This window comes from Paenibacillus sp. Soil750 (genome assembly GCF_001428045.1).
Taxonomy (GTDB): Bacteria; Bacillota; Bacilli; order Paenibacillales; family NBRC-103111; genus Paenibacillus_E; species Paenibacillus_E allorhizoplanae.
This window is the reverse complement of the sequence record NZ_LMSD01000012.1, coordinates 1,171,232-1,183,861: the sequence shown is the minus strand read 5'-3', so window position 1 is coordinate 1,183,861 and position 12,630 is coordinate 1,171,232. Positions and strand designations below refer to the sequence as shown.

General features: G+C 44.6%; 11 protein-coding genes. 4 read left to right on the top strand and 7 right to left on the bottom strand.

The window, feature by feature from the left end:
• Positions 1 to 179: 179 nt before the first annotated feature.
• Both ASL11_RS17085 and ASL11_RS17080 read right to left on the bottom strand, forming a co-directional pair.
• On the bottom strand, positions 180 to 2,549 hold the full coding sequence (locus ASL11_RS17085) for a helix-turn-helix domain-containing protein (protein ID WP_056616797.1): 2,370 nt from the start codon (positions 2,547 to 2,549) through the stop codon (positions 180 to 182).
• A gap of 129 nt (positions 2,550 to 2,678) precedes the next feature.
• Positions 2,679 to 3,944, bottom strand: a complete 1,266-nt coding sequence (locus tag ASL11_RS17080) for an MFS transporter (protein ID WP_056616794.1) — start codon at positions 3,942 to 3,944, stop codon at positions 2,679 to 2,681.
• Positions 3,945 to 4,101: 157 nt separating this feature from the next.
• Here ASL11_RS17080 and ASL11_RS17075 point away from each other — a divergent pair, with 157 nt between their 5' ends.
• The 3 genes from ASL11_RS17075 (at position 4,102) to ASL11_RS17065 (ending at position 5,560) form a co-directional block, all read left to right on the top strand.
• Positions 4,102 to 4,335 (top strand): cold-inducible protein YdjO-related protein, encoded by a 234-nt coding sequence (locus tag ASL11_RS17075; RefSeq protein WP_056616791.1) that lies wholly within the window; start codon positions 4,102 to 4,104, stop codon positions 4,333 to 4,335.
• A 148-nt stretch (positions 4,336 to 4,483) separates the two neighbouring features.
• Complete coding sequence (locus ASL11_RS17070; RefSeq protein WP_056616787.1) at positions 4,484 to 4,927, top strand: DUF2663 family protein; 444 nt, start codon at positions 4,484 to 4,486, stop codon at positions 4,925 to 4,927.
• A 30-nt stretch (positions 4,928 to 4,957) separates the two neighbouring features.
• On the top strand, positions 4,958 to 5,560 hold the full coding sequence (locus ASL11_RS17065) for a carbohydrate-binding family 9-like protein (protein ID WP_056616783.1): 603 nt from the start codon (positions 4,958 to 4,960) through the stop codon (positions 5,558 to 5,560).
• A gap of 379 nt (positions 5,561 to 5,939) precedes the next feature.
• Here ASL11_RS17065 and ASL11_RS17060 read toward each other — a convergent pair whose 3' ends face one another.
• Positions 5,940 to 7,139, bottom strand: a complete 1,200-nt coding sequence (locus tag ASL11_RS17060; protein WP_056616780.1) for an ornithine--oxo-acid transaminase — start codon at positions 7,137 to 7,139, stop codon at positions 5,940 to 5,942.
• Positions 7,140 to 7,374: 235 nt separating this feature from the next.
• Here ASL11_RS17060 and ASL11_RS17055 point away from each other — a divergent pair, with 235 nt between their 5' ends.
• The gene (locus ASL11_RS17055) at positions 7,375 to 8,793 is read left to right on the top strand and encodes an aspartate ammonia-lyase (protein ID WP_082595515.1); all 1,419 of its coding nucleotides are present in this window, start codon (positions 7,375 to 7,377) and stop codon (positions 8,791 to 8,793) included.
• Positions 8,794 to 8,857: 64 nt separating this feature from the next.
• On the opposite strand, the gene ASL11_RS17050 is transcribed toward ASL11_RS17055, so the two are convergent.
• From ASL11_RS17050 to ASL11_RS17035, 4 genes are all read right to left on the bottom strand, one after another.
• Entirely contained in the window at positions 8,858 to 9,253 is a 396-nt protein-coding gene (locus ASL11_RS17050; RefSeq protein WP_056616775.1) for a glyoxalase superfamily protein, read from the bottom strand.
• Positions 9,250 to 10,161 carry an arginase gene (gene rocF / locus ASL11_RS17045; protein ID WP_442953070.1) on the bottom strand — a complete coding sequence of 304 codons (912 nt, stop codon included), beginning with the start codon at positions 10,159 to 10,161 and terminating at the stop codon, positions 9,250 to 9,252. The genes ASL11_RS17050 and rocF overlap by 4 nt, the downstream gene beginning before the upstream one ends.
• Before the next feature lie 228 nt (positions 10,162 to 10,389).
• Positions 10,390 to 12,135, bottom strand: a complete 1,746-nt coding sequence (locus ASL11_RS17040) for a SulP family inorganic anion transporter (RefSeq protein WP_056616769.1) — start codon at positions 12,133 to 12,135, stop codon at positions 10,390 to 10,392.
• Between the two features lie 168 nt (positions 12,136 to 12,303).
• Positions 12,304 to 12,630: an ArsR/SmtB family transcription factor gene (locus tag ASL11_RS17035; protein WP_056616766.1), complete on the bottom strand. Its 327-nt coding sequence runs from the start codon at positions 12,628 to 12,630 to the stop codon at positions 12,304 to 12,306.

The window sequence follows — 12,630 nt, the reverse complement described above, 5'->3', positions numbered from 1 at the left end:
TTACATGATTGAAATCTCGAATATATCCAATATCGTCTTGATAAATACCGAAAGAATCTACAAAATATCCAATTCCTTCACGAAAAAAGCCAATTTCGGGGGTGAAAAGCGCTTATTTCAAGAAAATAAGAGCGGTTTCCCGCTCCTATCTCAAACTATCACCTAGTTATTTCCTTTCGTCACTTCTCAAGCATTTCCTTATATTTACCTGGCGTAATGCCTTCGACCTTCTTAAATACACGAATAAAAGCGTTAATATCATTAAACCCGACCCCATATGCAGCATCGCCAACGGATTGTTCTTTCCCTTTGAGCAGCTGCTTAGATTTCTCAATCCGCACTTTATTGATCCGATCGAGTAAACCTTCTCCCACATAATCCTTGAAGAGTTTGGATAAATACGTGGCTTTACGATCAAAATGACTGCCAATCATCGTTACATTCAAGTTTACATCCGTGTAATTGTGTTCAATATAGGTATTCACTTGCTCCACGAGCTGTTGAAGCGCTTTCTGCTTCGTTATTGAATTCGCATGCTGCCGCTTAGCAGCCGTATACGCACAGACTTGTGTAAGCATGTCATCTAGCTGGAGCTCCATATCTTGGACGGTTTTTGCGTTCAATAGGCGATCCAGCTGCTTCGGATTGCGAATGAAGAAGCTTTCCTGCATCCCGCCAGTGTCGTTAAGACTTTTCATTATCGTAGTCACTAAGCCCATCATTAAACATTTGGTTAAAGAGACGGAAATACCTGAGCCTTCATAATTTTTCTCCATGACCTCACGAAGAATTTGGCGAGCATCTGACAGTTCTCCGAACTTCAATGCATTGAGGAATTGTTGCTCCACGCCCATTGGATAATAATAACCTGAAGGATTATCACAGTGTGTATGAGGTTTGAGATCATTGTAGGCGAGAATTTCGTGTCCACCCATGACAAGCTTGTAAGTCATCGCATCCAAGGCTTCCAAGAAAGCTTGCGGAACACTTGAAATGTGCTCATTCACGTTACTTATTGCAATAGTTAGATGGATATCATAGGTGGAAGCAAGGAACGTTTGTGCTTCATCTGCTATTCGCAGTAACTCTTCTTTGGCGCTGTGGCCATCCTCCATCGACAGGTTGACTAAGCACGCAAGTGTATCATCAATTTCTGCGACATAGCCGCGGTGTCGCTGTGAGACTAGTTCTTCAACCACATTACTTACGATAAATTGAAGCAGCTTCCACTTCTCCTCGTCAGGCGTGTTTGTAATGCGTTCGAAGAACGCTTCACTTTTATCAGTGACGAAGAGCATGACCGCAAATTCTTTCCGATCTAGCTTCATATCAAAAGTTGTTAAGGCTTCGGCAATAGGTATTTTACCGTCGAGTTTACCTTTCAACAGCTTTTCTACGAAATGAGACCGCACGATATGGCGGTGTTGTTCGACTTTGCTTTTGAAATCAGCCATCTCAATTAACGTACTATCCACGGCTTCCTGAATGAAATGAAATTCATTGTAGGTTTTGCTGGATTCTATGGACTGCTTCTTCGAGAAAGCGTGTACCAAACGCCGAACAGGGTTGTAATTTCTTCGAAGGAAGAAGAAGGTCAATATACCTCCACCTAGCAAGCTAATCAACATGCTTAGATAGGTCAGATTACGGATATGTGAGGCCTTCTGCCAATAGGTCGTGCTAGGCATGATTGAGACGTATTTGAGCTTGGAACGCGGCGATTGAATATTAAACACTTCATATTTCTCGCCATCGTTACTTTTAAAATAGAAATTCGTTGCCTGATCCAGGTTCGCATAGGGGAAATCCACGGGCATCGTGCCTTCCGAGCTGGACGCTAGAACTTGATTTTGTTCATTCAGAATAAGGACATGGCCTTTATTGAAGATTTCCATGTTCTGAATAGCTCCAAGAATGCGGGATTGATCGATCATGATGACATTCGTTGCGAGCGGTTGGTCATGTTCAAAGGGATACGTGCTAATATACGCAACTGTTTTCCGAAGACTATTATCGTCGCCAATCCGGTACATCGGGATGAATCCTTTGAAATTGCTGCGAGTCATAATCGATTGCCAGGAAGTGAAGGGGAAATCATTGCTTTTATGCAGCGTCTCGTAAGCAAAATCTTTCGAACGAACGGTCGTTGGGAGTATGACAGACTGATTCTTGTTCAAGTACACATAAAAAGAGTCGATTAAGGGATAAGAGGTTTTGTACATAGAGAAGCTCTTTGCAATCTGATAGGTATCATAAGGGAGATCTTTCGGATAGGTTTCATATTTATTCGAATAGAGCAACTCTTGTACGTTCACATTCCATGTGATCTCAAAATTGAGCTGTTCCATCGCTTTGAACTGGTTGTCCATGACTTCACGGACTTGCTTGAGCAAGGAGTCATTCGCTTGTTGAATTTCTTCCTTTAACGTACGGTTGGACTCTACATATAGTAAAAGACCTATCACGACAGGAAGCAGAAGGATGACAATATAGGAAATTAACCAGGTTAAGACGATACTTTGTCCATTAAAAATGAGCTTTTTCCGCATAGGTAAGGCCCCCTTGGCATTCTACTTGTCATATGAGCACTGAGAAGTAGGTATGAATGCGCTCTCATTCTATTGTATTTCCTTTCCTTCGTCTACGTCAACGAGGGAAAGGAGCTTTTTTCGGTGGGTTTATTCCAGGGTTTTAAAACGCTCCTTGCCAAAGAAAAAATAAAATAAAAATGAAATAACGGAGTATACAACGGCTGTGATGCAAAAGGCGTAGGCATATCCGAAATAACTGCCGTATCGGAAGACGAGGCCTGTACTAATCGGTGAGGCGATAAACCAACCGAGGTTGAATACAGCCTCTCCGGAACTTGAGGCAAGCCCCCGAAGCGAGCGATGGACATAACTCATTTTGATCGAATTATAAAAAGGATTGGCCGCGTTCATTAGTGCTTGGCGGAATAGATAGCCACCGGACGATAAATATAGGTTAGCTGAAAAAGCAGTGATGAGCAGAAAAGGAATCGAACTCAACTGCAGATAGACGACTGATTTCACTTCACCATAACGCTTGGCTATCATAGGTCCAATTAAGAAGGCAACGCCAGTAGCAGCTTGTCCTAAAGCAACGATGATACCGATCGCGGATTTCGATGCCTCAAAGCGATCTTCAAAATACACATTGAGATAGGGAACAATCATTCCGCCGCCAAGTGAGGACAGTAAACCGAGCAAACAAAATATCGCGATGACTTGGATAGACGTTTTATGTTCACGCCAAGTAGCTTTCCAGCTCAAAGATTCGCGGTGCGGCGCATCTTCTTCCTTCTCGAGATCACTTTTTTCAAAAAGAGACATCGGAATGACACCCAGTGCTGCGATGGCGACGCCAATGAGCAAGGTATACCGTAAGCTATGTATTTCATCTACACCAATTATGAATTGGAAGAAATCACAAAGCACGCCACCGATTGCTATTCCAATCACATTTGCCAGCATAACCAAAGCCATATTAAGGGAAAAGAGATGAACACGCTGCTGAGGCGTTGAGTTATTAGCCATGAAAGGTAGAATTGTCGCGGAGACGACGGCTAAAGCCATGCCTCCTAAGAAAGCGGAAATCAGCATGCCTTCATGGAGTTGAATGAGTGATCGTGCGGTCAGTGCGGCAATTGTAAAAATGAGACCGAAAGAAATGACGCGCTTAGGGCCGAAGCGATCGTTCATGATGCCCGCCGGGATGAGGATGATGGCCGCGGCCAAAGCTGTCATCCCTACGATGCTGCCTACCATCGTTTGCTCATAGCCCAAGCTTCGTACATAGAGGTTGTACACAAGCCCAAACATGCTAATGCCCAAGTTCCAAACAAAATTGAACCAGAAAAATAGCTTAATATTTCGGCTATAGCCTTCGAGTTGAAGCTTCCATTCACGTAGTAGATTGGTCATGCGATATTCCTGCCTTTGTATTTTGTGTCTAAATTGCAATCGCTTTGTCTATTCTACCACTGGTAAATACTTTTGAACACGGGAAAGACTTGATATTCGATGCGATCTGTATAATAATAAGTAGTCTAATCTACGAAGCAGGGAGCACATAATTGAAATGTCTACAACAACGAGTATTGTAACGGAAGAACAGAAACCAGAAGTTGAACAGATTGAGATTTGGAAATGTAAAGCAACAGAATGTAAAGCTTGGGTTCGCAAAGAATTCGTAACGGAAGCTTTACCAACTTGCCCGCTTTGTAAAACACAGATGGTACGCAGCTACAAGCATGTACCGGTAGCAGCTAAAAAAGGAAATAAAAAGTTTCTTGTAGGAAAGAAACGGTTCTAATCGGCAATTATTAAAAATTTTCTACTAAAATAATAGGTCAAGATCAAGAGCATCTTCAGCGAGGCGTGAGGAGTGATGCTCTTGGTCTTTTTTTTTATGGAAAGAATAGCAATAGACAAGCATAGCATGGTAACGAGGGGGAGATGCTGTGATTGGGCCTAAGATAAATGTGAGTGATGATACAGAAGTCTTGCTGAAAGAGTTGCAAGAAAGAAAGATGAAATGGGACAATATGAAAAAAATGCAACCCATTCTATCGATCGCGACAGGAGCTATTTTACTCATCGTCATTTATATGTTATATCGACAAGTCATCGTTCGTTCGAGCGGTAACGCCATCCTGATATTGGATTTACTCATTTCAAATAAACTGTTATGCGGCTTGTTGCTCGCATGTATTACGCTGTTTCTGTATGCCTCTAATCGGTCGCGCGAAACAGAGAAGGCGAAGAGTAAATATGAAGATTTACGTATAGAAGCGATTGAACGTTTGGAGGCTTCCTGGTTGAAAGATGTGAAATCAGAAGCAAGAGACCAAATTTCGAGCTTCCTTTCCAAGGAACATGATATTAATATAGTCTATAAGAATTGATTTGAAAGAGTGGGGGAGCAAGGAATACAGATGAGATATATTTGTCGCTACATAGATGAAGTTAGTCGTGTGAAATGGGAAGATGTACAAGTTGGTTACTTGCGTGATGTGGTGTCGGCGGATGTACCGAGACTGGAAACCCGCTTTCGTGCATGCTGGACTGCGGAGAGTCTGTACATTCGATACGAATGTGAGGATGACCATGTGGTGACGACGATGACACGGCGTGACGATCCTCTCTATGAGGAGGACGTGGTAGAAGTGTTCCTCGACCCATTCGGCGGCGGCACGACCTACTACGAGTTTGAAGTAAGCCCGCGGGGCGTCTTATTCGATGCGTTGATACATAATAAGCTGGATGGGAACAAGGATGTGGATACCTCGTGGATTGCGAAGGGATTCCAAGCCGAAGTCACACCAAGTAACGATGACGGATGGCTCGTCTATGATGTGCGGATCCCATTCGCGGATTTAGATGGGGCAGGGGTGCCTCATTCCGGAGTTGTTTGGCATTGGAATGTATTCCGTATCGATGATGATCGCGATGGCGTTCGGCATTATTCAGCCTGGTCGCCTACAGGGATCGTTAATTTTCATGTTCCTCAGCAATTTGGGGAACTTGTGTTTGAATGAAGAAAGACTCCTGCACATAGAAAGATACCCTTCGGGACGAATGTCTTCCCTCTGTTCAAATGCTCATTACCTACCAATCCTCTACCAGCTACTCCAAAAAGCTACTCTTTACCTCACCTCCATCTACCACGTGTAAGTCGAAAAAATCGACTTAGAGACGTCCCAAAGCTAAGCTGTGCCTCTGTAAGTCGGAAAAATCGACTTAGAGGCGTCACAAAGCCAAGTCGCGCCTCTGTAAGTCGAAAAAATCGATTTAGAGGCGTCACAAAGCCAAGTCGCGCCTCTGTAAGTCGAAAAAATCGACTTACAGACGTTGCAAAGCCAAGCTACGCCTGTGTAAGTCGAAAAAATCGACTTAGAGACGTCCTACCGCTGCAACTCACTCCACTCGTAATACTTCGTGTAGCTGCTGCCAAGCCCAATCCAGCTCATCCTTCGTGATGACAAGGGGAGGCGCTAAGCGAATGATATGCTCATGTGTTTCCTTGCACAACAGGCCTTTATCCTTCAATGCTTCGCAGAATGGCCGGGCCGGGACCGTCAAATCGATCCCGATGAATAAGCCGCGGCCGCGAATCTCTTGAATGAGCGGATTCTCGATTTCTTGAAGCCGCTTCAGGAAATAAGCCCCTAGCGAATCGGAACGCTCCGCGAGCTGTTCCTGCTCCAACACCTCAAGTGCAGCAATCCCGACGGCGCAGCCGAGAGGGTTGCCTCCGAACGTCGAGCCGTGTGACCCCGGCTCGAACACCTCAAGGACCTCACGATCTCCGGCTACGGCCGAGATCGGAAAAACACCGCCGCCAAGTGCTTTGCCCAGCACATACAGGTTCGGCGTGACGCCTTCCCAGTCGCAGGCAAAGCGGCGGCCCGTGCGGCCGAATCCCGTCTGGATTTCGTCCGCGACGAACAAGACCTGATTCGCCTTGCAGAGCTCATAGCTTTCCCGCAGAAATCCTTCACGCGGGATCACAATACCTGCTTCGCCCTGAATGGGCTCCACCATAAACCCGGCCGTGTTCGGCCCAATTGCCTCACGTAACGCTTCAACATCGCCGTATGGAATCATCCGGAAGCCCGGTGTGAAAGGCCCGAAACCCCGTTTGTATTCCGGAGAAGAGGAGAATGAGGTAACCGTCACGGTGCGACCGTGGAAATTCCCTTCACAGACAATAATCTCCGCCTGATTCTCCGGAATCCCTTTCACATCGTAGCCCCAACGTCGGACAGCTTTGATAGCTGTTTCAACCGCTTCTGCCCCGGTATTCATAGGTAAGATCATGGGTTTACTCGTATATAGCGCCAATTTCTCATAGAACTGCCCAAGGATCTCGCTATGAAAAGCTCTAGAAGTCAAAGTAACTTTGCCTGCTTGTTCAACTAATGCTTTTAATATATGTGGATGACGATGTCCTTGATTCAGAGCTGAATACGCACTCAGCATGTCCATGTATCGATGGCCTTCGGGATTTTCAACCCAAACGCCTTCGGCTTTGGAAATTACCAGCGGCAGGGGGTTGTAATTACGTGCACCATATTTCTCAGTTTGCTCAATAATCTTCGAACTTTGTGTAGGCATAAGTTTTCCTCCCCATAACATATATCAAGGTTGTACTTCATTGTATTCTATTATTAGCGTACGATGACTTCCTGAGTATATAATTGAAAAATAGGCGAGGAATTGCAATCTTAGCTATCCGGTGCATATCCCTCACTTTTTAGCTAAAAATAACCATGTTAGTGGACTTATTGTCGTTCTAGGTTCAATTGAAGCTTTGGGAATGAAATATGAAGTGAAAAAGGATGGTAGTCGAATGAGTTATCGCATCGAGAAAGACTTTTTAGGAGAGAAGCAAGTCCCATCTCATGCCTACTACGGCATTCAAACAATGAGAGCCATTGAAAATTTCCCGATTACAGGTGTTACGATTCATGGTGAGCTTATTACTGCGTTGGCGGAAGTGAAGCGTGCAGCGGCACAAGCGAATATGGATACACATATGCTGCCTAAGAAAATTGGAGAAGCCCTCGTACAAGCCGCTGAAGAAGTGAGTAGCGGTAAGCTCTTAGAGGAATTTATCGTCGATTCCATTCAGGGCGGAGCAGGTACCTCCATCAATATGAATATGAACGAAGTGCTGGCCAATCGGTCCCTTGAGATTCTAGGTGAGGAAAAAGGAAGTTATTTCCATTGTAACCCGAATAATCATGTGAACATGTCACAATCGACGAATGACGTGATTCCAACAGCAATCAAAATAGCTGCCTACCGCTTGTCGGAGCAATTAATAGAAGCGTTAACTTCCTTGCAAAGCGCTTTCGCACGGAAAGAAATTGAGTTTGATGATGTGATCAAAATGGGGAGAACCCATCTCCAAGATGCCGTGCCGATCCGTATGGGCCAAGAATTTGGCGCTTATGCGCGTGTATTGATGCGTGATATCCATCGAATCAAACAAGCGATGCGAGGGCTTCTGATCGTCAATATGGGAGCAACTGCCGTAGGTACAGGGCTTAATGCCAAGCCAGAATATGTGGAGCGAGTTATGTTTCATTTGAAAGCGGCGGCTGGTATTCCAGTTGAAATCTCGGAGCATTTAGTCGACGGCACACAGAACATGGATGCATACACCGAGCTATCTGCGTCACTTAAAGTATGTGCTGTGAATCTCTCGAAAATATGCAATGATATCCGCATGATGGCTTCTGGGCCTCGCGCAGGTTTAGGCGAGCTTAAGTTGCCGCCAAGACAGCCTGGTTCGTCCATTATGCCCGGTAAAGTAAATCCCGTGATGCCGGAGGTAGTGAACCAAGTGGCTTTCCAGGTCATAGGAAACGATCATACGATTTGTTTGGCCTGTGAAGCAGGGCAGTTTGAACTTAACGTGATGGGGCCAGTTCTTGCTTTTAATCTCTTGCAGTCCCTTAAAATATTACGAAATGCAGCAAGTGTGTTCGAGCGCTTCGCAATAGAAGGCTTGGAAGCGGATCGCGAAAGGTGTAAGAATTACGTGGAGCAAAGCTTCGGTATCGTAACCGCGTTAAATCCGCATCTAGGTTACGAGGTTGCCGCGCAGCTTGTGAAAGAGGCCGTTCGTACGGGCCTCACATTGAAGGAACTCATCTTAGAACGAGGTCTTCTCACACAAGAGGAGATCGAAGAAATTCTGAATCCGATTCAAATGACCACTCCTGGTATCGCAGGTGACAGATTGCTTCGTCCAGCAGACTAAGCAGTAGTCGGCCATGACAATACCCCCGTCTCTATCAACAAGAGCGGGGGTTATTTGTGCATCATTATTCCATTCTCTCATAAAACATGATTCGGTTTCCGAACGGATCAGTCACAGTCACTTCGCGGGTATGCCATGGTGTTTTTTCAATGCCTGGTCGGGAGAATTTGAATTTTTGTTCGAGTAAGCGAGTATGGAAAGCAATAATTTCTTGCATTTCTACGCGAATCGCCGCCCCTGGACTGCAGTCGCCGTAATGCTCCGTTAAATGAATAACGAGTGATCCTAAGGTAACTTCCATGTAGAGAGGTAAATCGGGCTCGAAACGGTGCTCAAAGCCTAGAGAGAAGCCTAAATAATCAATATAAAATTCCTTGGCTTTCGTTTCATCAAAAATTCGAAATAGGGGAGTTACTCTTTTAATCGTTGGTATGAGATTCACCTCCTGGATCGCGCTCATAAGATTTGCTCACCGAACAAGGAGCTGATGAGGCTTACGGCCAACTGGGAGGTTTTGTTGCTGTCATCGAGCAGCGGGTTCACTTCAACAAACTCGGCAGAAGTCACGATGCCAGCTTCATGCAGCATTTCCACAGCGAGATGAGCTTCGCGGAAATGAAGTCCTCCTTTGACTGCAGTCCCCGTTCCTGGTGCCTCGATGGGGTCTACGGAATCAACATCATAACTAAGATGAACGCCATCTGTTTTTATTTTAATATAATCAATGGCTTCTTGCATCACATGAGCCATGCCTTTGCGATCAATATCGTACATGGTAAAACATTTGATACCTAGTGATCGAATCAGCTTTTTCTCACCTTCATCCAGAGACCGAGCCCCGATGAGTACGATATTCTCCGGCTTCACCTTGGGGTTAGTCCCATATATATCCGTTAATAATGGATGCCCGATACCCAAGCTGACGGCAAGGGACATGCCGTGGATATTACCAGATGGGCTTGTGTCCGGTGAATTTAGGTCGGAATGAGCATCAATCCAAATGACCCCTAGGTTCGAATAATGAGCGGATAATCCTGCAATTGTGCCAATTGCTATGCTATGATCGCCGCCGATAATGAGTGGGAAATGACCTTGGCCGACAACCTGAGATACTTGCTCGGCAAGCTGGGTATTAATTTCTATAACCTCAGCGAAGTAATTGAGATTGGTTGAATCTACTTGCGTATCTAAGTGAGTTGCTGTGTCATTCACAAGACGAAGATCAGCAACATGATCTACTGTATAGGCTAATTGCTGTAGTTCTTGAAGTAGTCCTGCTTCAAAAATCGCCTTAGGTCCATGGCTTGCCCCTCGGCGACCTGCTCCAAGATCAAAGTTGACACTGATTGCCGCGATGTTCGGTTTGATACTCATCGGATCAACTCCTTTTGATTGGATGACTAGACGATAAATCCTCGGGCCCATGCTCCTTTGACTAACATTCCCAATCTACATGTAACCATCCTTCTTTACTATATGAAGCTATATTTTCTTTGTTCGCTCGTGATTTCCTTTTTGTGTGAGGTAATAAAAAACAAAACAAGCCGGGACACATTAAATAGCGCCCAGCTTGTTTGTAATTGTGAAGCCACTTCGTCAATCGAATGGCGTTCGAACGTAAATCACTCGCGGGTCAGACAGATGTTTGCATTCGCGGAAGGCAAAATGCTTGCACCCAAGACATTGCGCGTGGTTCAGTTTCGTTATGGCGAAGTTAAGAGCATCCCCTGTCTTATCGTAAAAGTTCTCCTGCCCAATCCAGACGTCCAATCTTGTTTTTCGCAACATGCGGCGTGGTTGGTTTTGAACTTCAGAAATGATTACGGTGCAACCGTGATGGTCAAAGTGTCTGATAATACGTGATAAATGGGCTGTTCCTGTTGTATCCATATAGGGGACATTCCCCATTTTCAGTAGTAATACTTTGGGGTTGGTATGGATTTCTGCCATAATGGATTGCTCAAACGCACTGGCAACCCCAAAGAATAAAGCGCCTTCCACGGTATAGATACTAATTTGAGGACAATTATGCTGCTCAGTAACGATATGTGCGGTTACGTGTTCATGCTTATCAGAAGGGTTAGGCAAAACCTTGGCAGTACGGAGTAAGTCGCTCATATGTTTCACAAAAATGATGCCAGACAAAAGCAATCCAACTTCGACTGCGGTTGTCAGATCGGTAAACACAGTAAGAAGAAAGGTAATAAGCAAAACGACGGACTCCGCAGTTTTGGTTTTTAAGACGTGAGCGAACTCTTTGCGTTCACTCATATTCCAAGCAACGACCATTAAGATCGGTGCCATACTTGCAAGCGGAATGCTTGAAGCATAGGGAGCGAATATGAGCAAAACCAGCAGCACCACAATGCCGTGGAAGATGCCGGAGAAAGGAGATTCCGCACCGCTCTTTATATTGGTTGCCGTTCGGGCAATAGCCCCGGTTGCAGGGATGCCGCCAAACAACGGCGTTATCATATTGGCGATACCTTGACCAATCAATTCCCGGTTGCTGTTATGCCTTGTTCTTGACATCCCGTCAGCAACGACAGCAGAGAGCAAGGATTCGATGCCGCCTAACATCGCGATGACAAGCGCAGGCTTTATTAGAAATTGCATACGTTCCATGCTGAGTTCAGGGAAGTGAAGACTTGGCAAGCTATTCGGAATTGCGCCGTAGGTTGACCCGATGGTTGCAATCTTGTCAGGATAGAAGAGGGATGCGACAACCGCTGAAATCAACAATCCCACTAAGGATCCAGGAATTTTAGAGGACACGCGTGGTGTGAGAAGAATAAGCACCAGACAAACCACAGCAGTTAGGACGCTGTACAAATTGATTGTTGAAATGTGAATGATTAATTCCTTCATATTGAAAAGAAATTCTTGATGTTTTTGAAGATCATGCAGCCCAAGAAAATTGGCGATTTGTCCTGTGAAAATGGTAACAGCAATTCCTGTGGTAAAACCGATTGTGACAGGACGTGGAATGAATTTAATGACCCCGCCTAATTTGAAAATCCCCATGAATAGCAAAATAACGCCTGCCATAAAACCTGCGATAAGCAAGTTTTCGTACCCATATTGCATGACGATCGCGAAGAGGACGGGGATAAATGCGCCTGTCGGACCGCCAATTTGAAACTTGGAACCACCGAATAATGAAATGAGGATGCCCGCTATAAAAGTCGTGTATAACCCGTACTCAGGCTTTACGCCTGAAGCAATTGCAAACGCCATTCCTAATGGGATGGCGACAATTCCGACAATCAGACCTGAAACCAAGTCTTTTTGAAATTTTTTTCTATTGTAGCCTTGGAATCTGCCTCTAAAAGAAAGTTTCATATCGAATTTCACCAACTTTAATATTTGATTATTTGAATATATATAAAATCATATATATAAAACAAAGGGGTGTCAATTTGATATTTCTGCTAGGAAATCACAATAAAAAAAGGATATAAATCGAGAACAATGGACCCGATTCACTCCTTTTTGTGAAAATAGAAGTATTTATTGATTCTTTATGTTTTCTAACATGGAAATCGCATTCACAAGGTGGTTATCAAATATTTGCTTGGCAACAATAAGCAGGTCTTTAATTAAAGGATCTGTAAGGGAGTAGATCACAGAGGTTCCGTCTTTGATCCCACGGACAACGTTTTTATTTCTTAACACGGCTAACTGTTGTGAAACGGCAGAACCTTCACTGCCTAATATCGTTTGTATCTCATTCACGTTTTTATCGCCATCTACTAAAACTTCAAGGATTCTTATACGCAATGGGTGTGCTAATGCCTTGAAAAAATCGGCTTTAAAATGCTGTATTTCTTGATACAT